Source organism: Gemmata sp. SH-PL17, from assembly GCF_001610855.1.
GTDB classification, from domain to species: domain Bacteria; phylum Planctomycetota; class Planctomycetia; order Gemmatales; family Gemmataceae; genus Gemmata; species Gemmata massiliana.
This window is the reverse complement of record NZ_CP011271.1, coordinates 4,427,530-4,452,092: the sequence shown is the minus strand read 5'-3', so window position 1 is coordinate 4,452,092 and position 24,563 is coordinate 4,427,530. Positions and strand designations below refer to the sequence as shown.

The following is a 24,563-nucleotide window of genomic DNA, read 5'->3' as shown; positions in this document are numbered from 1 at the left end:
TCTTGCTGAACGTCGGGTTGCACTACCTCACGCTCGACCGACAGGCACCGTCTCTCTCGGGCGGCGAAGCCCAGCGTATCCGACTCGCCTCGCAGATTGGCAGCGGGCTGGTAGGCGTGCTGTACGTGCTCGACGAACCGAGCATTGGGCTGCACCCGCGCGACAACGCACGACTACTCGCGAGCCTCGAACGTCTCCGAGATATGGGTAACACGGTCCTCGTGGTCGAACACGACGAGGACACGATGCGCGCGGCCGATTACCTCGTGGACTTCGGCCCCGGCCCCGGCGTTCGGGGGGCGAGGTGGTCGCGGCCGGAACGCCCGCAGAAGTGTTCGCGGAACCGCGAAGTCTCACCGGGCAATACCTTACGGGCGCGAAGAAGATCGAGGTTCCACCCAAGCGCCGACAACCCAACGGCAAAACGCTGCGTATCGTTGGGGCGAAGCACAACAACCTGAAGAACGTTACGGCCGAGATCCCGCTCGGTGTGTTCGTGTGCGTGACCGGCGTGAGTGGCTCGGGCAAGTCGTCGCTGATTAATGACGTGCTCCGCTACGGGATGCGGAACCTGGAGCGCGGAACCGAAAGCGAGGAAGAAACCGAAGAAGTCGATGAAGTTAGCACTTCGAGTTCCGAGCTTCGCGCTCAGATCGAGGGCACGGAGCACATCGATAAGGTCATCGACATCGACCAGACGCCGATCGGCCGCACCCCGCGCTCGAACCCGGCGACGTACATCAAGCTCTGGGACGAGATCCGCTCGCTGTACGCGGAAATGCCGGACGCGAAGGTGCGCGGGTACCAACCCGGCCGCTTCAGTTTCAACAAGCCCGGTGGCCGGTGCGAGGCGTGTGAGGGGAACGGTGCGAACAAGCTCGAAATGGATTTTCTCGCGGACGTGTGGGTGCAGTGCCCGGTCTGCGAGGGCCGGCGCTTCAACCGAGAAACGCTCCAGGTGAAGTACCGCGGTAAGACGATCCAGGACGTGCTGGAAATGGAGGTGGCGGAGGCGCTCGGGCACTTCGAGCACGTCCCGAAGATCCGGCTGATGGTCCAGACGCTTCACGACGTCGGTCTCGACTACATCAAGTTGGGCCAGCCGTCACCCACACTCTCGGGCGGCGAAGCCCAGCGCATCAAGCTCGCGAAGGAACTCGTCCGGCGCAGTACCGGAAAGACGCTTTACATCCTCGACGAACCGACAACCGGGCTCCACTTCGAGGACGTGCGCAAGCTACTCGAAGTGCTCCACGGGTTCGCCGAACAGGGGAACACCGTGCTCGTGATCGAGCACGACCTCGACGTAGTGAAGACCGCGGACTGGGTGATCGATCTCGGCCCCGAAGGAGGTTCCGGGGGCGGCCAGATCGTCGTTGCGGGCACGCCGGAAACAGTCGCGAAGTCCGCGCAGTCGTACACGGGCCAGGCACTCGCACCGCTGCTCGGTTCCACCAAGAAAGCCACGAACGGCAAGAAAAAGAGTGCTAAAGCCGCGCCGAGCACGGGCCAGGAATACATCACGCACTTGTGCGTGGAAGGCGCCTGCCAGCACAATCTCAAGAACGTGTCGGCCCGGTTGCCGCGCGAGAAAATGAGCGTGTTCTGCGGGCCATCGGGGTCGGGCAAGTCGTCGCTCGCGCTCGACACGATCTACGCCGAGGGCCAGCGCCGGTACGTCGAATCGCTCTCCAGTTACGCGCGGCAGTTCTTGGGGCAGGTTCAGAAGCCGCGTGTGGAGCACGTTACAGGGCTGTCCCCGGCCATCAGTATCGAACAGAAGACGACGAGCAAGAGCCCGCGCAGCACGGTCGGCACCGTCACCGAGATTTACGACTACCTGCGGATTCTGTTCGCCCGACTCGGCCAGCGCCACTGCCCGAACTGCTCGCGGCCCGTGGGTACGCAGACCGCGGACGAGATCGTCGATAAGGTGCTGTCGCTCCCGGAAGGGACGAAGCTCTACATCATGGCCCCACTGGAGCGCAAGGGGCAGGAGAAGTACGACACGCTCTTCGACGAGATCCGGCGCGCCGGGTTCACGCGCATGCGCGTGAACGGCAAAAGCTACACCATCGACGAACCACCGCAAATCGACCACCGCCGCAAGCACAACGTCGAGGTCGTGGTCGATCGCAACGTGGTGAAGCCCGGCACCCGGACCCGCATCGCGGAAGCAGTCGAACAGTCGCTCGATCTCGGGCGCGGGGTCATGCACATCGCTTACGTCGAAGCCGACGTCGATGAAACCAAGTGGAAGGTCGAGAAATTCTCGCAGCACCTCGCGTGCGAGCACTGCAACCTGAGCTTCGAGCCGCTCAACCCGCACCACTACTCGTTCAACAGCCCGCTCGGTTGGTGCCCCACGTGCGAGGGGTTGGGGTTCCAGCGCGGCGCGAACGCCAACCTGCTCGTCGGCGACACGAAGCTCTCGCTCCGCGCCGGCGCGGTGACCGCGTGGCCGTCGCTGGAGAAAGGCTCGCCGTGGCTGCCGTTCGCCGAAGCGCTCGCGAAGCACGTCGGCTTCTCGCTCGACACGCCGTTCGGCAAACTCGACCCGGCCCACCAGCGCGCGGTGCTTCACGGAACGGGCGACGCCTGGGTCGAGCTGAGCGCGGAACCCGGAACGCGGAGTGCGGAACTGAAAACCAAAGGCAAGAAATCGGCTCCCGCGGCGCAACGATCTCACGCTCCGCGTTTCCAGTACAAGGGACTGTTCCCAGCAGTAGACGAAGCCTCGCGCGTGTCGTGGGTGTACCGCCAGCGCCTCGACCACCTCGTAGACGAAGTGCCCTGCTCCGCCTGTCGCGGCGCGCGGATTCGTTCCGACGCGGCCGCCACGCGGTTCGTGGGGCTTACGCTCGGCGAACTCTGTGCAAAATCGCTCGGCGATACGCTCGGCATGTTCGATGCGCTCAAGCTGTCAAAAACAGAACGACAGGTCGCGGGCGAAGTGCTGCGTGAGATCGCGTCGCGCTTGAAGTTCCTCGTGGATGTCGGCCTGGATTACCTCACGCTCGCGCGACAGGGTCCGACCCTCTCGGGTGGTGAGGCGCAACGTATTCGGCTCGCGTCGCAAATCGGCAGCGGGCTGACAGGCGTGCTGTACGTGCTCGACGAGCCGACGATCGGGCTCCACCCGCGCGACAACGAGCGCCTGCTTCAAGCACTGCACCGCCTCCGCGACCTCGGTAACACGCTGGTGGTCGTCGAGCACGACCGCGAGGTGATTGCGGCCGCCGACCACTTGCTCGACTTCGGCCCCGGCGCGGGCGACCGCGGGGGCGAAGTCACCGCGAGCGGCACGCCCAAGCAGATCGCCAAGAGCGCGGAGTCGCTCACCGGGAAGTACCTGAGCGGCAAACTCGCGATCCCGGTCCCGACGAACCGGCGCACGGCGGAGGGGAGTAGGAACCTAACCCCCCAACCCCCTTCGCCTCTCCTCTCGCCGGTCCTGTCAGCAGAGCTTCCCGCGGACCGGCGCCAAAGGAAGGGGGAGAAAACCAAAAAAGCAGCGCAGGTTCCGGCGCCGGTTTTAAGCCCCTCTCCCATTGGGGGAGGGGTTGGGGAGGGGTTGCCTTCCGTTGCCGCACGGTCGCCCTATGGTCACGCGCTCAGCATCCTCGGCGCGCGACAACACAACCTCAAGAACGTCGACGTTCACATTCCCCTCGGTGCATTCGTCGCAGTGACGGGGGTGAGCGGGTCTGGGAAGTCGTCTCTTGTAAACGAGGTGCTCTACAACACGCTCGCACGGAAGCTGCACCGGGCGCGTACCGCGGGCGCGGCCCACGACGATATTCAGGGGCTGGAATTCGTTGACAAGATCATCAACGTCGACCAAGACCCGATCGGCAACTCGCCGTCCTCGAACCCCGCGACCTACACCGGGGTGTTCGAGCTGATCCGCGAACTGTTCGCGCGGCTGCCCGAATCGAAGGTGCGCGGGTACCACCCGCGGCGCTTCAGTTTCAACCAAAAGGGCGGGCGGTGTGAGGCGTGCGAGGGGATGGGCCAGAAGGTGATCGAGATGCACTTCCTCCCCGACGTGTGGGTGGAGTGTGACACCTGCAACGGCACGCGGTACAACCCCGAAACGCTCGCGGTGCGGTACCACGGCAAGTCCATTGCCGACGTGCTGAACATGCGGATCAGCGAGGCGCTCGAACTCTTCAACAATATCCCGAAAATCCGGCACGTGCTCCAAACGCTCGAAGACGTGGGCCTCGGGTACATGGCGCTCGGGCAGCCCGCGCCCACGATGTCCGGCGGCGAAGCGCAGCGCGTGAAGCTCGCCGCGGAACTCGCGCGCCCCAGCACCGGGAAGACGCTCTACCTGCTCGACGAACCGACGACCGGGCTCCACTTCGACGACATCCGCAAGCTGCTCGAAGTGCTCCAACGGCTGGTCGATCTGGGCAACACGGTCATCACGGTCGAGCACAACCTCGACGTCATCAAGACCGCGGACTGGATCATCGACATGGGACCGGAGGCCGGTAGTGGAGGTGGCCAGGTGGTCGCGCAAGGCGTGCCGGAAGAGGTAGTCAAGCAGTTCGATGCAGGTGCCCCGACCCACACCGGGCGCATCCTGAAGGGCGTCATTGAAGCCGGCCCGTTCGCCGAGCGCCAGAAGTTCGACCCGAAGGCCGCGCTCGCCAAGCGCGAGGGCGACCTCGACATCTCCGACGTTGGCAAGGACCAAAAACTCCCCTGGGAAGCCGACGGCCCGGGTTGGCACACACGGGACCGCGTGACGACCACCGGAAAACCTGTAAAGTGGGACGGCGAAGCACTGTCGTGGGTGATCGACCTCATTCACGAACTCGGCACGTTCCCCGATACGAAGTGGAACCACCGCAGCGTCGTGGAGATCCCGACCCCGCGCAAGGCCGACGGCTGGTTCCTCCACGCGATGACCGGGCACGAAGCGTACATGAAGCTCGTGTTCCCGCTCCCGGGTCGGCCGTTCAAGCAGGATCAACTCGCGGCGAAGCTCGCGATCCCGCCGCTCTCCGACACACCGGGGCTGGAGGGCTATTCGCGCGATGCCAACCGCGTCGAGGTCCACAACGCATCGGGCTGGCAAACGATCACGATCACCGTCCACAAGAAGTCCGAAATCGATACGCCCGCGTTCCGCGAGTTCCTCACGCGGGCCGTTGAAATTATCCAGGGCCTCAACGACACGAGCGCGGGCGGGATCGAGGGCAACATGCCCTGGAAGAAGGACGGCGAGAAGTGGCACCTCGGCGATACGGGGTTCCCGCCGGGTCGAGGCGCGAAGTGGGACCGCGCGATCCTCCCGCGGCTCGTGAAACTGCTCCGGGACATCGACCCGACGCTGACGCTCAAGTGGGACGTGCGCGACGCGGTGACCGTGTACCCGAAGGGGATGTCCCGGTTCTGGGTCCGCCTCAAGACCAAAGAAAGCGACGCACTCGAAGTGTGGTTCACGGGCCGGCGCGGGTCGGCGAAGCTCTCACAGTACGAGAACTTCGGCCGCAACGTGACCGTCGAGGGCGACCGCGCGGACGGGAGCGAGGTACTGAAGCTGTGGCTCGTGACCGGCAACCACCTCGACACCGGAGCGCTGAAACCGCTCCTCACGGAGCACTTGAAAGCGTTCCGCAAGGCGTTCGGGAACGGGGCTTCGAGCGAGAAAGAAGCAGGGTAAGAAATCCACACCCGGGGTTGAAACCCCGGGCTATTCCCGGTGACCCCTTGCGGGGTCCAAAAACCGCACACGGTGTTTGCGTCCCTAACGAGGCCAAATGCCTTTGTGACCCCAAATGGGGTCACCGGGAATAGCCCGGGGTTTCAACCCCGGGCCGAAAAGGGCTGTGCGAGGCGAACGGCCGGCGTGAGCCGGCTGGTAACCGCAGTGTCGTCAAACGGTTGGTACGTGGGCAATCACCTTTGGAGGGCGCGACATGCAAGTGGCGTATGGCGTACTGTTTCTCCTGACGGCAACGGCCGGGGCCGACGACAAGAAGGACGAGGCAAAGAAACTGGAGGGCACGTGGGAGTTCGTCGCCCTCGTCGCGGGCGGGATGGATATCACCAAAGTCAGTGCCCCCAAAAAGCTCACCATCAAGGACGGCAAGATGACGGGATTCGGTCCCGAAATGCGGTTGGACACGGACGCGACCAAGACCCCCAAGTGGCTGGGGATGACATTCGCCCGAGACGGGAAGGACTTCACCGTGAACGCCATCTATGAACTGAAGGGTGACGAGCTGAAGATCTGCATCCCGATGGCCCCGACAAAGGACTCGGGTAAGGTGTTCGAGAACAAGCGCCCCGAAGGGTTCGACACCAAAGATAAAGCCGAAATGCTCATCCACCTGAAGCGAGGAAAGTAGCCACCGCCGCCCTTCGGACGAGCTGATTCGGTTTCGGTACCTCTTCTAACGAGCTGCGACCACAATGGAGCGGGAGACTCCCTCACTCCCCTGCGGTCGCGGACCGAAAATCCACCCACTGCCGAGTAGCGGGCAAATCAACCACTGCTTTCCGAGATGCGAGGCAGGATGGAATCGAAGGTGGCTATGCCATCTTGCTCGGGAACATCCCTACTCTCGACCGCCCGTGCCTCGGCACCGTCTCCCTCCAGTAGCTCGATCCGAACGCTGCCCGCCACTGGCGGGTAGACGACGATGTGTCGCTCGCCGTCCCCGGCCTTGTCGAATACATGCACGGTACCGTGGGAGAACAGCGGGGCCAGTCGGTCGTCGTACCCACTGCGGCGGATGTGCCCTACCAGCCCCAGCATGAAGACACAAGGTTCGGGGCAAGACGTAATGGATCTGGTGATATCGTTCCAATCGTGAGGGGTCCGGATAGCCATGTGTTCCCCGGGTTCATCTCCCACCTGCGGGTGGGTCGGGGACATCATGGAGGTTGCGTTCGGTCAACGCAAGATGGCGATGCCGGCCCATCACCACGGCTTAACCGGTCGATCCTGTTAATCCTGTCAAAAACTCTCCGTGCGGCCGGTCAAGGGAGAGGCCGCACGCCCGGAACAAACGTAACCGTCACGGTCCCGTCTTGAGTTCCAGCTTGTTCAGGAACAGCATGCGGCGGTCGCCGCGCTCGAAATAGTCTTCGAGGAGCACGTCGAGGCTCGGCTCGATCACCTTCGCTTTGGGCCACGCGGACGGCACCGAGGCGTTGATCTGCACCTTCACCGGCTTCGCCCAGTCGATCATGTCCGCACTGAGCCACACGGTGATGTGTTTCACCTTCTCGCACTTCAGATCGATCAGGTTCCCGCGCACGTCCCCCTGCATGAGCGCCGGGACCACCGCGCCGCCGTTCTTCCCCACGACGACCTTGTCCGCCTGGAGCCAATAGAACCGGTTGTCGTGGTCGCGCAACATCGCCCACGACTGGCGGTTGGCGCCGAGCGCCAGTGTCGCGGTGCCGTTCACGCGGGCCTTGCGGCTCATCCAGTCGAATATCGTTGTCGCTTCCGAAGCGTACCACTCGATTCCGCGCCCCTTGTAGATCGTCATCACGGCCGGGAACCCGTGGCGCGTCCAGCGCTCGAAGATGCTCCGGAGGTTGGGGAGCGACTGGCCGGCGAGTTCGCCCGTCACAACATAGAACGGCAACTTCTGCGCGTTGCGCCAGGTCTCGATGAAGAAGCTCCCCCACTTGGGGATGGGGGCCATCGGGATCACCCCGGCGAACAGGTCCGGGTGCGACGCGCCGACGTCCATCGCCATGTTCGCGCCCTCGCCCACGCCGCAGAGGAACACGCGGTCGTTGTCCACGGTGAAGTGCCGCACCGCGTCGCGGAGCACGGCCGTCACGTACACGTGATCGTCCGGGTTCCACTGCCAGCCCTTCCCGAACTGGTTGGTCCACTCGGGCGCGACGACGATGTACCCGTTCCGCTCGGACTCGGTCATGAGCGGCCCGAGCACGTCTTCCGGGTTCACCCCCGCGTGCGTGAGAACGATGAGAACCGGGTACGCGCGCCCGTGGTGGTACTCGGGCGGGAGCTTGACGATGTAGTCGATGCCCGCCGCGTGTCCGGGTGCGGGCATCGACTTCCGCTGGTACACGCCCCCGGGCACGCTCTTCCCGATGGAGAGCGGTTTCCCGGTACGGTTTTCGAGGTCCTCCGGTTCCGCGGGCGGGAGCAGCGAGATGATCTGAGCGAGTTGCGGGATGTCGAGGTTCGCGTTCTTCCGGTAACGGGTCAGGGTGTCGTTCCGGCTCGCTTGCGATTCGCCCCGCTGAAACGCGAGGACCAACTGGCGCGCGGTCCAGATCTTGAGCGCCGATTCCACGTTCGGCGTCGCACCGTTCCGGCCCATCGCCCACCCACTAATCGCGGTGGCGACCAGTTCGTCGGGCTTCTTGGTCGGCTCCTTGCCGGCCGCGCGCTCCCGCTCGGCCTGAGTCGCGAGCGTTACAAACGTTTCGATGCGGATCGCGGAATCCGGGTGCAGTTCCTCGATCACCTGCGCGCCGGCCGTCGCGAGTTCGAGCGCCTGCGAGGTGACGGCTTTCTCCGGCTTCCAGGCCCCCTGCGCCAGCCCCCCACCAACTGCGACGAGTGCGTTGAGCGGGCGCTTCCCGCCCACGTCGTCGACGAGACCGTTCAGCACCCGGCGCGCGGTGTCGTGGCGCTCCTGACCGGTCTTCAGTTCGGCGCCCACTTTCGCGGCCCGGGCCACTTCTTTCGAGTCGGCGGTCTTCTCGGGGAAGACCGCGAGCACCTCGGCCGCGTACTTGTAGCGCCCGGCCGCGAGCGCTTTTTCGGCCTCGCGCGCCACGAGGTCGGCCGTGACGGTGTCGATGTCCTTCGTGATCTTGTCGTGTACCTCTTGCGCGTCCTTGGGTAGCGCCCCCATGAAGTCGCGTTTGAGCCGGTCCATCTCGTCCTTCGCGAACTGGAGCCACCCGGCGTCGAGCATGAACCGGGCGAGCGCGATCCGCTTCAATGGGTCGCACTTGCCGTCGGGTTCGGCCAAATCGGGGTGCATGAGCAGGAGCTTGCGGACCAGTTTCGGATCCCACTCGTTCGTGCGAAACGAGAGGCGCCAGAGGTGCGTCGCCGAGACCATGTAAATGAAGTACGGGTCCATGTACGTGATCTGCTGGTCGATCTTCGCGTTCGCGGCGATGAACGATTTCGCCTCGATCGTTCGGATCCACTTCGAGTCGAACTCGCTGACCTTCACGGTCTCGCCGATGTCGGTGAGCGGGTTGTTCCCCTTCCGCCCCGGGAACGGCATCTTGTACGCCCGGTACTCCGGGCGGAGCTTGATGTCCGGGGAGATCGCACCGAGCTGTTTCGCGTGGGTGCTGAAGATCGTCCACTTCGGCCCCTCGTCGATCATGTCGAGCCCGTCGGCTTTCACGATCGGAATCGAGCGCCCGCTGGCCTTGTCGACGATCGAAGTGGTCTCCTTCCGCACGTCCCCCTGGATCACGAAGCCGTCCTTGAGGACGACGACGTCCGCCGGGACCGCGATCGAGGCACAGCCCAGGAACAGTGCCAGGGCGAGAGCTAAACGAGTGCGGCGTGGGGTCATGGGGTGCTCCAATCGGTGTTCGCGCCTCGGACACTCATTGTTTCCCGGGGCGGCCGGCGGATCAAGCTCCCGACCGGATTCGGACACCCGGGACCGGGCGATCGGGTATACTGCACTAACCACCCTCGTAGTCCGTCGTTGGCCGGAGACTTCGGAATGCCCATCCGGTTCCGCTGCACACACTGTACCCGCCGACTCGGGATCGCGACCCGCAAAGCCGGCACAGAAACGACCTGCCCACACTGCGGCGGTGCGATCGTCGTGCCCGCACACCCGGACGACGCGAAGACCGAGCACCTCAACCTGGACGACGTGGAGGAAATGCTCGAGAACGTGGCGACCGAGCGCATCGTGAAGCCGGCGGCTCAACTCGTGCAACCGGTCGCGGCTCCACCGATGGTGTTGGAAGATGTACCAGTAGCAAAAGCGCCAAAAGCGCGAATGGCCCCACCGCCGGTTCCGAAGCCCGCGGTAAAAGCGCCCGCGAAGTCGCCCGACGAGCGCCCGCTGTTCGAGCGCGACATGGACGAGCTTTTGGGGTTAGACGAGATCCCGAAAGAACCGGAGCGCCCCGCACCCGCGCGCGTTTCCGGCCCGGACGCGATGAGCCTCGGCGAACCTCCCCGGGTGATCGTCCTCAATTCCCAGCAGGCGACTCTACTCGCCGGTGCAGTTACCGTCATGCTCGGGATCGCGTTCGCCGCCGGGTACTTCACCGGGCGGTAAGGTCATTTCACCTTGCGGATGCGGTGACTGTTCGTGTCACCGATGTAAAGTGCACCGTCCGGACTCACCGCGACCCCGTGCGGCCGACCGAGTGTTGCGGAAGTCGCGGGGCCGTTGTCGCCGAGACCCGGCGTTTTCGTCCGGCCCTTCCCCGCGACCGTCGTGACGACTCCGGTTTTGGCATCGATCCGCCGAATCGCTTCGTTCTCTGTGTCCACGAGAAACACGTTGCCGTCTTTGTCGACGTCGATTTCTTTCGGGCCGTCAAAGGTCGCGTCAAGCGCCTTCCCGCCGTCGCCGGTATACCCCTTCTTCCCGGTGCCCGCGAAACGAGCGATCGTTCCCTTCGTAAGGTCCACGACCCGCACGCAGTGCCCGTTGCGCTCGACGATGTAAAGCCGCCCGTCCGGGGTCATCGCGACCGCACGCGGACCAAAGAGCACCGCGTCCTTGAGTGGGCCGCCGTCGCCGACCGTCGCCCCCTTCCCCGTGCCCGCGAGCGTGTCGATCGTACCTTTCGCGACGTCCACGACCCGCACACGGTGGCCGGCCACGTCCGCGATGTAGAGCTTCCCCTTCCCGTCGAGGCAAATGCCGTTCGGCTCCACGAGCAGCGCCTTGTCCGCGGCCCCACGATCGCCGCCGAAGCCGGACTTCCCGCCGGTGCCGGCCACAGTAGAAATGAACGCGGTTTTGGCGTCCACCTTGCGCACACAAAAGTTGAGTCGGTCCACAATGTAGAGGTTGCCGTCGGCATCGAGTTCGACGCCGTAAGGCTCGTTCAGGCTCGCGTCGGTGGCTTTTGCCCCGTCACCGGCGAAGCCCTTTTTGCCGTTCCCGGCAACGGTGGAAATAACACCGGTCTTCGCATCGACCTTGCGAACCCGGTGATTGAACGTGTCGGAGAAGTAGAGGTTGCCGGCCTTATCGAACGCGACGTCGAACGGCTGATCGAGCTTGGACTTCGCCGCCGGGCCGCCGTCGCCCGCGAAGCCCTGCTCCCCCGTACCGACGGGGGAGGTAATCGTGGGCGCGGGTCCGCGCCCACCGAACACACCAACAACACGACTGGCAGCATCGCGCACCCTAAAACGGGGTCACTCGAACCGGATCACTAGGTCGCCGCCCTCGACCTGAACCCCGGGGCGCACGAGCACTTCGGCCACTTTCCCGGCGCGCTCCGAGTAGAGGGTCGTTTCCATTTTCATCGCTTCGAGCGTGAGGAGCTTCGCCCCGGCCGCGACCTCGTCGCCGGGCGCCACCGCGACCGCGACCACGGCCCCGGGCATCGGCGCAGCGATGTGCTTCGCGTTCCCGCTCTCGGCCTTCGCGCGGGCCTTCACAGCCACGCCGGTGAGCGACTTGTCCGTGACCAGGATCTCGCGCGGCTGGCCGTTCAGCTCGAAGTACACCACGCGCCGGCCGTCCGCTTGCGGCTCGCCGATCGTGAGGAACTTGATGATGAGTGTCTTGCCCGGCTCGATCTCGATGCTGACCTCTTCGCCCTTCGTCATCCCGAAGAAGAACGCGGGCGTGGGGAGTACACTCAGGTCCGAGTACTTCGCCTGGTGGTCGGCGAAGTCGCTGAACACCTTCGGGTACAGCAGGTACGAGATCACGTCCTGCTCCGTCGGCGGGCGCCGGAGCTTACCCTCCAGGTCTTTCTTCGCTTTCGCGAGGTCCGCGGGCGGGAGCGTCGCGCCGGGGCGGTCCGTGAGCGGCTTGCGCCCGCGCAGGATGCGCGCCTGGAGCTCGGGCGGGAACCCGCCCGGGGGCTGGCCCAGTTTCCCCTCGAAGAACTCGACCACCGATTCCGGGAACGCGATCTCGCGCTTCGGGTCGAGCACCATCTCGGGCGTCAGGTTGTTCGCGAGCATGAACAGCGTCATGTCGCCGACGACCTTGGACGTCGGGGTCACCTTCACGATGTCGCCGAACAGTTGGTTCACCCCGGCGTATAGCCGACCGACCTCGGTCCACCGGTCCCCGACGCCGAGCGAGTGCGCCTGTTGGTACAGGTTCGCGTACTGGCCGCCGGGCATCTCGTGGAGGTAGACCTCTGCGGAACTCGCAAGCTGGCCCGTCTCGAACGGGGCGTAGAGCTTGCGCACCCCTTCCCAGTACGTGGCCGTCTCTTGCAGCGCGTCGAAGTTTAGCGCGGTGTCGCGTGCGGTGAACCGCGTCGCCTCGACGAGCGCGTTCAGGCTCGGCTGCGAGGTCACGCCGGCCATCGGCGCGAACGCACAGTCCACGATGTTCACGCCCTCTTCTGCCGCCATCATGTACGACGCGAGCTGCCCGCCGGCGGAGTCGTGCGTGTGGAAGTGGATCGGCACCCCGACCGCTTCCCGGAGCGCCTTCACCAGGCGCTTCGCGGCGTAGGGCTTGAGCAGCCCCGCCATGTCCTTGATCGCGAGGAAGTGCGTGCCGAGCTTCTCCAGCTCCTTCGCGAGGTTCACGAAGTAATTGAGCGTGTACTTATCGCGCTTCGGGTCGAGAATGTCGCCCGTGTAGCAGATCGCGGCCTCGCAGATCGCGTTCGTCTTCAGGACCGCGTCGATGCCGAGCTTGATGTTCGGCAACCAGTTGTTCGCGTCGAAGATGCGGAAGATGTCCATCCCGGCCTCGGCGGAGAGCCGGATGAACTCGTACACGACGTTATCGGGGTAGTTCGTGTACCCGACCGCGCTCGCGGCCCGCACCAGCATCTGGAACAGGATGTTCGGCACGCGCTCGCGGAGCCGGGCGAGCCGGTCCCACGGCGACTCCTTCAAGAACCGCATCGACGTGTCGAACGTCGCCCCGCCCCACATTTCCAGCGAGAACAGGTCCGCGTGGTTCTCGGCGTAGCGGTCCGCGATCGCGAGCATGTCGAACGTGCGCATCCGCGTCGCGAACAGCGACTGGTGCGCGTCGCGCATCGTTGTATCGGTGACCAGCAACCGGGGCTGCGAGCGCGTCCACTTCGCAAACTCCACCGCCCCGAGTTCCTTGAACTTGTCCCGCGTGCCCTTCGGGAGCGACGCGGCGCTGGCGTGCGGGCGCAGCCGGGCGACCGGGGTGCTGGTCCCCTCCGCGCGCTGGATTTTGGCCCCCTCGCGGACCTCCGGGTGGCCGTTCACGACCACTTCCGCGAGGTACGACAGCACCTTCGTCGCGCGGTCGCGCCGGGCCGCGAACCGGAACAGGTCCGGAGTCTCGTCGAGGAACCGCGTCGTCACGTCCCCGGCCAGGAACTGCTCGTGCGCGATCAGGTTCAGCAAGAACGGGATGTTCGTCTTCACCCCGCGCACGCGGAACTCTTGGAGACAGCGCTCCATCCGCGTCGCACAATCGCCGAACGTGAGTCCGCTGACAGTCACTTTCACAAGAAGTGAATCGTAGAACGGCGTGATGACCGCACCGCCGAACGCGGTGCCCGCGTCGAGACGGATGCCGGGTCCGCCACTCGAACGGTACGCGCTGAGGCGCCCGTAGTCCGGAACGAAGCCGTTGGCCGGGTCTTCCGTCGTCACGCGGCACTGGATCGCGTAGCCGCGCGTGGTGATCTCGTTCTGCCGTAAGCCGACGCGCTCGTGGCCGAGCGGCAGCCCGGACGCGATGAGGATCTGCGACCGGACGATGTCGAACCCGGTCACCTGCTCCGTGACCGTGTGCTCGACCTGGATGCGCGGGTTCACTTCGATGAAGTAAAACTTCTTCGCGTCGGTGTCGTAGAGGAACTCGACCGTGCTCGCGTTGTCGATGCCGCACGCCTTCCCGACCGACAGGGCCGCGTCGAGGATGCCCTGGCGGATGTCCTCCGGGAGATTCGGCGCGGGGGCGAGTTCGACAACCTTTTGGTGCCGGCGCTGGATGGAGCAGTCGCGCTCGTACAGGTGAACCAGCCCGTTGTGTTTGTCGCCGATCAACTGCACTTCGATGTGCTTGGCGCGCACCACGAACTTTTCGAGGAACACGTCGGTGACGCCGAACGCGGCCCCGGCCTCGCGCTGAGCGGACTCGACCGCGTCTTGCAACTTGTCCGCGGTGTGGACGACGCGCATCCCGCGCCCGCCGCCGCCCATCGACGCCTTCACGATGACCGGGTATCCGAGTTTATCCGCGAGAGCCTTCGCTTCATCGATGCTCGCGAGCGGGGTTTCGCCCCCGGACAGGACCGGCACCTGCGCTTTCTTGGCAATTTCGCGCGCCGAAACCTTATCTCCGAGTTGTTCCAACACTTCCGGACGCGGACCGACGAACGTGATCCCCGCCTCGGCACAGGCGCGTGCGAACGCGGCGTTTTCCGAGAGGAAGCCGTAGCCGGGGTGAATGGCGTCGACGCCGATTTCCTTCGCCAGTTTGACGATCCCCGGAATGTCCAGGTACGCGCGAATCGGCTCGCCCGGTTTCCCGACTTGGTACGCTTCGTCCGCTTTGAAGCGGTGCAGCGCGAACCGGTCCTCGTGCGAGTAGATCGCGACCGTGCGCAGCCCGAGTTCGTGTGCCGAGCGGAACACACGAATCGCGATTTCACTGCGGTTGGCAACGAGGAGCTTCTTGAACGGCGGGGACTTCACTTCCGGCATGCGGCGAGCCTCACGGGGCGTCAGACTTCTGGAATTACTGTTGTGATAGAGAACGCGACCGCGCCCAACAAATAAGAAAGCCCGCCTGTTGGTGCAGGCGGGCTTTCGCAGAAGTCACGAACCGAACCAGTTACTTGCTCACGACCTTCGCGGTCACCGGCACGATGATCGACGGTTGGTCCTTGTTGTCGGTCACGATCTCGACGCTGCGGGTGAACCCGCCGGCCGCGGCCGGGTTCGCGGCGATGACGACCGTGTGGACCGGCTTCGCGCTATCCTTGTCGACCTTCACCGACAGTTGCTCGTCCGCGCCCTTCACTTCGAGGATCTTGAACGGCGTGGCGCTCTGGATCGTCACCTTCTGTTCGGACGCGCTGCCCATCTTCACGCTGCCGAAGGCCACGATTTCGGGCGACGCGGCGACCGCGGCACTCACGGCCACGGTGACCGGGATGCGGAGCTTCGCGACGGCCGTGTTGGAGGTTTCGAGGTAGATGTCGGAGGTCCAGTTACCGGCCGGGCACTCCTTGTCGAGCGTCGCGGTCACGTCGTAGGTCACAATGCTGCCGCTGCGGGAGTTGAGCTTCGCTTCCACGCTCACGAACCCGCCGGTGCTGGTGGCCTTGTTCACGGTCCAGTTCGCGTCGCTCGTGAAGGTCACCTTCGTCGAAATCTTCGCGCCCTTCCCCTTCGTGACGGTGCCGAACGCGAGCGTGTCCGGCGACATCATCAGGTCGTCGCGCGTCACGGTCGTGACCTTCAGGGCCACCTCTTCAAACGTCGGCGACGTGAACGGCACGTAGACCAGAACGGTCTTGGTGATGCCCGCGTTCGGGATGCGCTTGGTGTCCATGTACGCGATCACGGCGGCCGTTTCGCCCGGGGCGACGCGGTTCGTCGTGAGGGCCGGGGTCACGCAACCGCACGACACGCGGGGCTGACCCAGCGTGATGGTTTCTTTGGTCGTATTGGTGAACCGGAAGTAGTGAACCAGAACGGTTCCCTTCGGGCTGACGCCGAAGTCTTTGTCTTTTTCCGTGAACAGATCATTCGGGCCGGCCCACGCCAGTGTGTTGAACGCCAGCACACCGACAAGGCCCAAGACGAAACGTGTCATTTCCTCTTCTCCCCCATTAAGGGGACCGCAGCATACCCCCCGGAGTGCCGCGATCCTTAACCTATTTGGTATCACACTCCGACCGGCCCCCTCAGCAGGAAACCGGGTCGGAAGCCTGTCCGATTTATGGCCGCGGGCTGCCGCTTCCGGTGCGACCCGCTGGCTCGTTACGAGCGCACGTCCCTGTTCCACTGGTCCGACCCGCACGACTCCTACCGACGGGCCAGAACCCCGATCACCACGCGATCCGCGCCGGCGGCCCGAAGCGTCCGGGCCGCCTCGCTCACCGTACTCCCCGTGGTCATCACATCATCTACCAGCAGTACCGTTTGGCCGAGTAGCCTTGCGCCGGCCCGCACCCGAAAAGCACCCTTCATGTTCGCCAGTCGCGCCGTGCGTGACGCCTGCACGTGTTGTGTCGCGTGTCGCGTTCGCACAAGCAACCTCGGATCGAACGAGACACGTAACCCCGCCGCGAGTTCGCGGGCAACAGCTTCGGCTTGGTTGTAACCGCGCGTCCATTTGCGCCACCAGTGGAGGGGAATGGGGCACACTAAATCGACGGGGACACTCGCAAGATCGGTGCCGCGGTGCTCTACGAACGTGCGCCCGAGCAAATCGGCCAAGCCCTCGCCCGCGAGCACTTTCGTGCGCAACACGGCGTCGCGCAATTTCCCTTCGTGTGGGCCGAGCCGAAACGCGCGTTCAAAACCGAGCGACACCCCGCGACACTCGCCGCACCCGTTCGCGGTATCGGTGTGCGGGCCGACCGTTTGAGCACACCAGGGGCACACCGGGAACGGGTCCGTGGTCACGGCGCGGTGACAGTCGGTGCAGAGTCCGTGCCGGAACGTGCCCGCTTCGCCCTCCCGGGCGTCGCAAATCAGGCACTCGTTCGGGTAAACCAACTGAGCGATGTTGCGGGCGAGATCCGCCACGACGCGCAACATGAACCGGCGTCCTTCCGGGTAATGTTCGATCGCGAATTGAGAACCAACACCCCGAGATTAATGGTCGGAACGCCCGCCCGCAAGCGGTGACCGGATTCAATTCAAGAAAGACGTGCCGAGATTCCGTGTTGGCTTCTTTCAGCTAATGAAAATGGCCGCGAGAAGACCCAAAGTAGTGAACCCATTTCGCCGATGAGAAAGCACAATGGCCCGCCGAAAGCTACCAACACGTCCCGGCCCGTACCTGCTCCGCGTCCAACTACTACGCGAGCGCATCACCGCTCCGGACAGCTTTCCGTACTGCTTACCCGCGATCCGCAACCTCGAAACGCTCGACCTTCATCCGAAAGTGACGTTCTTCGTTGGTGAGAACGGGGCCGGGAAATCGACTCTGTTGGAGGCGATTGCGGTTGAGTGCGGACTCAACCCGGAAGGCGGGAGCCGGAACTTCAACTTCGCGACCCGGGCCTCGCACTCCAAACTCGGCGAGGCGCTGAGACTTGCAAAATCGGTGGTGCCGAGGGACAGTTACTTCCTTCGGGCCGAGAGCTTCTACAACGTGGCGACCGAGATCGAGCGCTTGGATCCAGACCTGCTCTCCGCCTACGGTGGCCGCTCACTCCACGAACAATCTCACGGGGAATCGTTCTTCGCTCTGTTCAAGAACCGGTTTCGAGGGAATGGGCTCTATCTGATGGATGAGCCCGAAGCGGCACTATCGCCCCAACGACAAATCGAGTTCCTGGCGCTGTTACACGAGTTCTGCAAAACCGGCGCGCAGTTCGTTATCGCGACTCACTCGCCAATCATCATGGCGCACCCGGATGCTCGAATTTACGTTTTTGGAGCGGATGGTATCCGCGAGACGCCCTACACCGAAACCGATCACTACGTCGTTACCCGCGGGTTCCTGACGAACCATCAGCGAGCGTTGTCCGTTCTGCTCGACGACACTGGAAGAGAGTAAGGTTACTTCTCCCCGATCCAACACTCGTGATGCGATTCTCGTGACTTTTCCGGGATGCCGATCCTGGTTGACGCGCTCGAAAATGCGGGCTGCGACAATCAAGAGATCCTGATGCACGGCCGAGGACCAGGGCCGCATTTGAGAGAATGCCACGTCGTCGACACTCTGCTGAACAAGTCGTAGTTGAACCAAAGAAATGGGTCGTGGGTGACACCTCAACCGAGCCGATCATGGATCGATGGCGTGGCGAAAGGAATCGTAAAGCGGATCAGCAGGCAGGTCCAGCACTGGACGAGCGCGAGGCGCGTTTACGTGCCGTATGCGAGCGCCCCGATGACGATTCAGCCAGACTGGAATACGCCGAGTTCTTGGAGGCGACCGGCGACCCGGACGACGCATTACGTGCCGAATTCATCCGCGTTCAGTGCGAGTTGGCTCGCCCCGACCTGCCGAGCGCGCGGTGGTGGCAAATTAACGAACGCAAGAGTGTGCTCGAAACCAACTGCGACCGGTGGGCGAACGAACTCCCGATGCTCGACGGCGTCCGCTGGAACTCCACCAACTTCCCGCGTGGCTTCGTCTGGGATGTGTGGTGTGATGACAGCGGCCGCGTTCCGCCGGAACGCGGCCGCTATCTTCGCGGCGGCTCCTATCCAAAGTGCGAGTTTCATGCGCTTGCGCGCCCTCGCGCCGGTACTGGAAGTGCCGGAACTGTCCCGGATCAAGCGGCTCATCTTGGACGGCTTTGGGCTGGGTCCGGCCGACGCCCGTGCCCTGGCCTCATCGTCATACGTGTGCAACCTGACCGAGCTCCATCTCTCGGACAACCGCTTCGGGGATGCGGGCGCGCGGGCACTGGGCAACTCTACCCATCTGACCCGGCTGGATAACCTGGACCTGGGACAAAACCGGATCGGTGACGACGGAGTTGGCGTCCTGGCGGCCTCGCCGGTGGTCTCGTCTCTTTCGCACCTCGGTTTGGCGGGGAATCCGCTGACGGATTCCGGGGCGCTGGCGCTTGCCTCGTCCCCGCACCTGGGGCGGTTGGACGGGCTGACACTCTGGAAGTGCAGAAAGATTGGGCAGAGAGGCAAACAGGCGTTGAAAGCCCGGTTCGGTGATGTGGTGTCGTTTGAAGACTAAGTCACTGGCTGCGCGACCGACGGTTGGCAATCTCCGGCATGAGCCAAGCGCACTTATTCTAAAGCACGGTTTCGGAACCGTCCGAACAGTTCATTTCCCTCATGCCTCGTTCCACGATTTTAAGAAATTTACTGAATTTCCGTACACATCTGGGTATAATGCCCGTTGAGACTGTTGGGGGGCGTCCGAGTCCGATCCGCGTTATCTGTGTGATCCGCGGTTCTTCCCTTTGTTTTTGTGCGATTTGTAGCCAAACGGGTCAAATTTTGGCTGGATGTTAGCCGACGACAGACACCCTGTAGCGTCCAGAGCCGTTTTTTGAAACGCAGATGCTACAAATTGGCCAAAATTTGGAGCCGTTTACGCAGTTTCCACGGCGTATTTCACAGCGGTGACGGCCCCACCGGGCCAAATTGTTATCTTTTGTTAGCAATTTCGACGGAAGTGCTTACGCGACAATGATTAACAATCAACTAAGCGGACTGACGGTCGAGGAAATCAAGTGTGATGGAGCGCGGAACAGTCACGACGAACCGCGTCAAGCCGCTCACGGGTTCGTGGCGCACGTCGCCGCCGTTTTGCCGCACGAATTGCCACGCGGTGGGTAGTCCCAACCCGCGACCGCGACCGGCCGATCGCCCGCAGTAGAACGGATCGAACGCATGTTCGAGGGCCGCCGCGTTCAGTCCCGGTCCGCTGTCCTCAATGGTGAACGTAACGAACTCTTCGTCGCTGTCGTGACAACTGATCCGCGTCCAGCCGTCGGCACCTGCGGCCTCGATGCCGTTACGGACGACCGCGACGAGAGCGTGTTTGAGTTGGGCGAGATCACAGCGAACGAATGCGTTGGCCGGAACGGTGCCGACTTCCAGACGGACGCGCTTTTCCGCCGCGAACGGCGCGAGTTCGTCGCGGACCGCGTTCACGAGATCGGCTGCCGTCACGCGGTGCGGCTTCGGCTGCGACGGTCGCGCGAACTGCATGAGATCGCGCACGATCCCCGAAATTCGCTGCGTTTGGCGAATGATGGTTTGCAACGTCGCGCCACGATCCGGGTCCGGTTCCGTGCGAGCGAGTCGTTGGGCGTGGCCCGAAATGATCGCGAGCGGGTTGTTGATCTCGTGCCCGGCTCCGGCCGCAAGTTCGGCCAGCGCCGCGAGTTTCGCGTCCCGCACTCGCGTGTCGGCTTCACCACCTACGTGAGCAACCGCGCGGTGGAGGTCGTCGAGGCGGTCTTCGAGCCGAACAACGAGCGAAGCACCGTTTCGGCGCCGGCTCTCCCCCGCCATCTTCAGGAGGTTAGTAACGAGCGGAACTTTGTGCGGGTTCGGATCGACATTCGACGGAGTCACAGTTTCCGTCTGTCGGGCTGCTGTGGCTGCGGCCCATAGTTCACCGACAGTCGCGTCGTCGAGTTTGAGTTCCTTGAGCAGCGACGCGCGGTCCGCGCCAGCCGTAAGCCCGAGCGAGTGGCCCCGGCGTTCCGTTTCAAGTGCCGCAAATTGTGCGAGAATAAAGAGATCGAAGTCGACCGCAACCGCGCGGGCCGCGACCAGCGGCAGGTTCAGGTTCCCCAGAACGGTAGCGATCCAGTCGGGCAGGCGCCAACGGTTCGCGAGTCGGCGAGCAATCGCGTTCTGGTCGAGTCCCCAGAGTTCGGCCTGAAGCTCTGGCGTGGGCAGCGAAGCGGGATCGTGCAGTGGTTCCCCGGCCGCGCCGGGATCGACAGACGCCACCGCGAGCCAGCCCAACGGCGCGAGCCACATGATCGCGGCCACTCGCTCGGCGCTCGTCCGGCGCGTATGGGCAACCAGCGCTCGTGCGAATGCGTTCGCGCGAGTGGAAAACTCACGACACCGTTTCGCAACTGCCGACTCGGGATCGGCCCAACCACTTGGTGTGGCAGCCAGATACGCAGCAGCAGTGTCTGGAAGTGCGGCGACAGAAAGTGCAGACGGACAAAACAAACTCAGTTCCGGCTGTGCAGCCGGGGGAGCGAACCGGAGCAGGAACGCGAGCAGCCCGACATCGACGGAGCCGTCGGCGGCAGATTGCCGTGCGAGACCCGCCGGGGCATCGGCGAGCCGAATCAGGCTATCTGTATTGGGGCACAGCCACGGCACTCCCGCCGCGGTCCGCCCCACCGCCTTCCCTGGCACTGAGAGACTCCTCGGTTGAGGCGAACGGCCGGTCCGTGCCGGCCGATCGTCCGGACCAACTTCAGGCCAGAACGCCGGTTTCGATATCCAGTTGGGCGCACATCTTCTCGATGAGGTGGTCCACATCGAACGGCTTCGGGAGGAAGTCGTCGGCGCCCGCGAGTTTGAGTTCCTGAACCTTGTCCTCTTCGATCATGCCCGAGATGCAGATGATCCGGACGTCTTCCATCGAAGCGTCGGCGCGCACGCGGTGGCACACTTCCTTGCCGTTGATGTCCGGCAGCATCACGTCGAGGATGATGAGGTCCGGGCGGTAGTCCTTGACCATCATGCCCGCGTCGAACCCGTTGGACGCGATCCGGACCTCGAAGCGCCCGTCGGCCTGGAGCGCGTCGTTGACGACCTGAACGATTTCCGGCTCGTCGTCCACGAGCAGCACCTTGCGCTTGCCGCTCTCTAGGGCGTCCGTGGGGATGCCGTTGTCCTTCATGAACTTGTACAGGGCCTCGCGGGGGATGCGCCGGAACTTGCTACCCGGGACGCGGAACCCTTTGAGCTGCCCGTTGTCGAAACAGCGGATGATAGTTTGCTGCGAAACCTTGCAAATCTTCGCCGCTTCGCCGGTTGTGAACACCGTCTTCATACGCGCATCCACCTGGCCGGCTCAGCCGGCTCGCATGGGGGAGATCCGCGCACGGCCGAACGACCGAGCCGGGCTGCGGACCGAAACTTTCGTCCGTGACTCACGCAGGACATCTGGCCGCGCCGTTTCCCGTCTCGCGCTCGAAGCACGAAACGGACTGGCGCAGGAGGGGGAAGACAGCCGATCGATCCGGGTGAAGCGACACAGTAGCGGTGCAAGACGGAGCGGCTACGACTGCCTCACCCCATCATACCTAAGGTCGCTGTCCGATCAACGGGTCGAGATCATCGTAATCGGGGTGAAATTCACACCCGACCCAACTTCCGACCTTTTGATCCGGACACCTTACCCAGGTCGCCCCGTCACGCGCGTTCGCGCCGGAACAAACTGCGGCTCTTGCCCGTGAACCAGACTCAGGCTCCTGCCGACTCGGTCGCGTCAATCATCGGCGCCCCACTTACCGCAGCCCACACGATTTTGCCAGCTTTCCGCGGAGCGGAGCCGGGAACCGTGAGACCTGTGCGGGTGGTGCGCGTCAGCGAGTCCGCGACCGACCCCGCGGGTGGTGCCGGTTACCCGGCTTCTCCCCAACGGGCAAGCGGCCCATAACTGCTCAATCGAGATAAAGCAACAGCATTGCTAAGTCGGCCGGGGTGATGCCGCTGATGCGGCTCGCCTGACCTAAACTCGTGGGGCGCACCCGACTCAGCTTCTCACGCGCTTCGTGGCGGAGTTGGTGAACTGCGGCGAAGTCGAAGGTGGGCGGGATGCGGCGGTGCTCCAGGCGTTGGAAGCGTTCCACCTCCGCCGCCTGGCGGTCGATGTACCCGCTGTACTTCGCCTCCAGAACCACCTGTTCGACGACATCGGGCCGAGCGTTCCACTCGGCAAGAGCTGGCAAACGAGCGACGACCGCCGACCACTCGACCTCAGTGCGCCGCAACCACGTCGCGAGGTTGTCGCCGTCACTGCGGTTCGTTTTCAGCGTGTGCTGAAGCTCGGTGATGCCCCGCTCCTTTCGCTGGAAGCGCTCCCAGTCGACGTCGCTCACGGACCCGACCCGGCGCCCCAACGGGGTGAGTCGGCGGTCGGCGTTGTCGTGCCGTAGGAGGAGTCGGTACTCCGCACGCGACGTGAACATGCGATACGGCTCGTCCACCCCCTTCGTCACGAGGTCGTCGAGCAGCACGCCGATGTACGCCTGGCTCCGGTCGAGGACGAGCGGCTGTTCCCCCTTAAGCTTGAGGGCCGCGTTCAAACCAGCCATCAGCCCCTGAGCTGCTGCTTCTTCGTAACCTGTGGTGCCGTTGATCTGCCCGGCGAAGTAAAGCCCGGTGACCGGCTTGGTTTCGAGTGTCGGGTGAAGTTGCGTTGGCGGGGCGAAGTCGTACTCGACCGCGTACCCCCAGCGCATCACTTCCGCGTTCTCCAGTCCCGGGATGTGCTTTAGCATTTCGGCCTGCACGTCCTTCGGCAGACTGGTGCTGATGCCGTTGCAGTAATACTCCCGCGTATTCAGACCCTCGGGTTCCAGGAAGATGAGGTGCGAATCCTTGTCGGCGAACCGCACCACCTTGTCCTCAATACTGGGACAGTATCGTGGTCCGCGCCCGCAAATTTGGCCCGAATACATCGGGGCGCGGTGCAAATTCGCGCGGATGATGTCGTGAACAGCGGCCGTAGTTTCGGTGCTGTGGCAAACGACTTGCGGAACGGTGATCTTCTCGGTGCTGAAGCTGAACGGCCGCGGAGTGTCGTCACCCGGCTGAACGGTACATTTCGTGAAATCAATCGTGCGCCCGTTGAGCCGACACGGGGTGCCGGTCTTGAATCGGGCCAACTCGAACCCCGCAGCGGCGAGGCTGTTACTCATCCCCTCGGCGGACGAATCACCGGCGCGCCCGCCGACAGTCTTCGCCTCGCCCGTGTGCATGATCGCTTTGAGGAACGTGCCGGTAGTCAGAATCACCGCTGGCGCCAGGTAGCGCGTGTCGCCGCGCGTCACGACGCCGATGGCGCGCTTCGTTGCGGCCGAACCGGAATCGGAGAACTCTTCCAGCAGCAGACCTTCGACAAGTTCCTGGCGGAGCGTGAGGTTTTCCTGCTCCTCGACCCACCGCTTCATCGTGAATTGGTAGAGCTTCTTGTCGGCCTGGGCGCGCGGCGAGTGCATCGCCGGCCCCTTCGAGGCGTTCAGCACGCGGAACTGAATCCCGCTGGCATCGATGCACTTCCCCATCACGCCGCCGAGGGCATCGATCTCGCGGACGATTTGCCCCTTCGCCACGCCACCGATGGCCGGGTTGCAGCTCATCTGAGCAACCGCGTCCGCATTCATACTGAGGAGGCACGTTTTAAGGCCCAGGCGAGCGGCGGCCATCGCCGCCTCCGTACCCGCGTGCCCCGCGCCGACCACAACGACATCGAACCGATATTCCAGGGTGCTCACGATTGCCTCGCCAAACTCGATCGACAGACGCTCCGTTCATGATAGCGTCGGAAAATCGACGCACCTGGCCACCACCGGGTTCGATCTTCGGTCCGACTAAGTTCGTGCGGCGAAGATGAATTCCACGGTACACATTCTTCACAGCGCCTGAGCATCGGGTATTATGTGTGGCGTTTCTTGAACCCCGAGCCACACCATGATCGCACCTGACGAAACTCCACGGCCCCGTTCGCGAACACAATCGTGCCACCTCATCTTCACCCGGCTTTGATTGAAGGAGTTGCACT

The 24,563-nt window shown here is 63.9% G+C and carries 14 protein-coding genes and 1 pseudogene; 6 read left to right on the top strand and 9 right to left on the bottom strand.

The annotated features are described in order from the left end of the window. Nucleotides 1–304 precede the first annotated feature (304 nt). Entirely contained in the window at nt 305–5,677 is a 5,373-nt protein-coding gene (locus VT84_RS18455; RefSeq protein ID WP_239465893.1) for an excinuclease ABC subunit UvrA, read from the top strand. 256 nt (nt 5,678–5,933) lie between these two features. Next, on the top strand, nt 5,934–6,365 hold the full coding sequence (locus VT84_RS18450; RefSeq protein ID WP_082840540.1) for a TIGR03067 domain-containing protein: 432 nt from the start codon (nt 5,934–5,936) through the stop codon (nt 6,363–6,365). A gap of 137 nt (nt 6,366–6,502) precedes the next feature. Here the strand turns inward: VT84_RS18450 and VT84_RS18445 are convergent, their stop codons facing one another. After that, nucleotides 6,503–6,775 carry a hypothetical protein gene (locus VT84_RS18445; protein WP_157469616.1) on the bottom strand — a complete coding sequence of 91 codons (273 nt, stop codon included), beginning with the start codon at nt 6,773–6,775 and terminating at the stop codon, nt 6,503–6,505. A 262-nt stretch (nt 6,776–7,037) separates the two neighbouring features. Continuing rightward, nucleotides 7,038–9,551 carry a PHB depolymerase family esterase gene (locus tag VT84_RS18440; protein ID WP_082840538.1) on the bottom strand — a complete coding sequence of 838 codons (2,514 nt, stop codon included), beginning with the start codon at nt 9,549–9,551 and terminating at the stop codon, nt 7,038–7,040. 156 nt (nt 9,552–9,707) lie between these two features. Here VT84_RS18440 and VT84_RS18435 point away from each other — a divergent pair, with 156 nt between their 5' ends. Further along, nucleotides 9,708–10,277, top strand: coding sequence for a hypothetical protein (locus VT84_RS18435; RefSeq protein ID WP_052554324.1), 570 nt, complete (start codon nt 9,708–9,710; stop codon nt 10,275–10,277). Nucleotides 10,278–10,279: 2 nt separating this feature from the next. Here the strand turns inward: VT84_RS18435 and VT84_RS18430 are convergent, their stop codons facing one another. From VT84_RS18430 to VT84_RS18415, 4 genes are all read right to left on the bottom strand, one after another. Then, nucleotides 10,280–11,362 carry a hypothetical protein gene (locus tag VT84_RS18430; protein ID WP_204249792.1) on the bottom strand — a complete coding sequence of 361 codons (1,083 nt, stop codon included), beginning with the start codon at nt 11,360–11,362 and terminating at the stop codon, nt 10,280–10,282. Between the two features lie 12 nt (nt 11,363–11,374). After that, complete coding sequence (locus VT84_RS18425) at nt 11,375–14,848, bottom strand: pyruvate carboxylase (RefSeq protein ID WP_082840537.1); 3,474 nt, start codon at nt 14,846–14,848, stop codon at nt 11,375–11,377. A gap of 130 nt (nt 14,849–14,978) precedes the next feature. Next, complete coding sequence (locus tag VT84_RS18420) at nt 14,979–15,965, bottom strand: DUF1573 domain-containing protein (protein ID WP_052554319.1); 987 nt, start codon at nt 15,963–15,965, stop codon at nt 14,979–14,981. 212 nt (nt 15,966–16,177) lie between these two features. Then, on the bottom strand, nt 16,178–16,915 hold the full coding sequence (locus VT84_RS18415; RefSeq protein WP_052554317.1) for a ComF family protein: 738 nt from the start codon (nt 16,913–16,915) through the stop codon (nt 16,178–16,180). A gap of 205 nt (nt 16,916–17,120) precedes the next feature. Between VT84_RS18415 and VT84_RS18410 the strand changes: the two genes are divergently transcribed. The 3 genes and pseudogenes from VT84_RS18410 to VT84_RS40935 all read left to right on the top strand — a co-directional run bounded on the left by VT84_RS18410 (nt 17,121) and on the right by VT84_RS40935 (nt 19,025). Beyond that, on the top strand, nt 17,121–17,882 hold the full coding sequence (locus VT84_RS18410) for an AAA family ATPase (protein WP_052554316.1): 762 nt from the start codon (nt 17,121–17,123) through the stop codon (nt 17,880–17,882). A 146-nt stretch (nt 17,883–18,028) separates the two neighbouring features. After that, nucleotides 18,029–18,307, top strand: a pseudogene (locus VT84_RS42315) (TIGR02996 domain-containing protein); the annotation flags it as partial. Between the two features lie 172 nt (nt 18,308–18,479). Then, nucleotides 18,480–19,025, top strand: a complete 546-nt coding sequence (locus VT84_RS40935) for a hypothetical protein (protein ID WP_239465892.1) — start codon at nt 18,480–18,482, stop codon at nt 19,023–19,025. 473 nt (nt 19,026–19,498) lie between these two features. On the opposite strand, the gene VT84_RS18400 is transcribed toward VT84_RS40935, so the two are convergent. From VT84_RS18400 to mnmG, 3 genes are all read right to left on the bottom strand, one after another. Further along, nucleotides 19,499–21,184: an ATP-binding protein gene (locus VT84_RS18400; RefSeq protein ID WP_162271765.1), complete on the bottom strand. Its 1,686-nt coding sequence runs from the start codon at nt 21,182–21,184 to the stop codon at nt 19,499–19,501. A gap of 61 nt (nt 21,185–21,245) precedes the next feature. Beyond that, entirely contained in the window at nt 21,246–21,827 is a 582-nt protein-coding gene (locus VT84_RS18395) for a response regulator (RefSeq protein WP_052554310.1), read from the bottom strand. 613 nt (nt 21,828–22,440) lie between these two features. Further along, complete coding sequence (gene mnmG / locus VT84_RS18390) at nt 22,441–24,276, bottom strand: tRNA uridine-5-carboxymethylaminomethyl(34) synthesis enzyme MnmG (RefSeq protein WP_082840534.1); 1,836 nt, start codon at nt 24,274–24,276, stop codon at nt 22,441–22,443. Between the last annotated feature and the right edge of the window lie 287 nt (nt 24,277–24,563).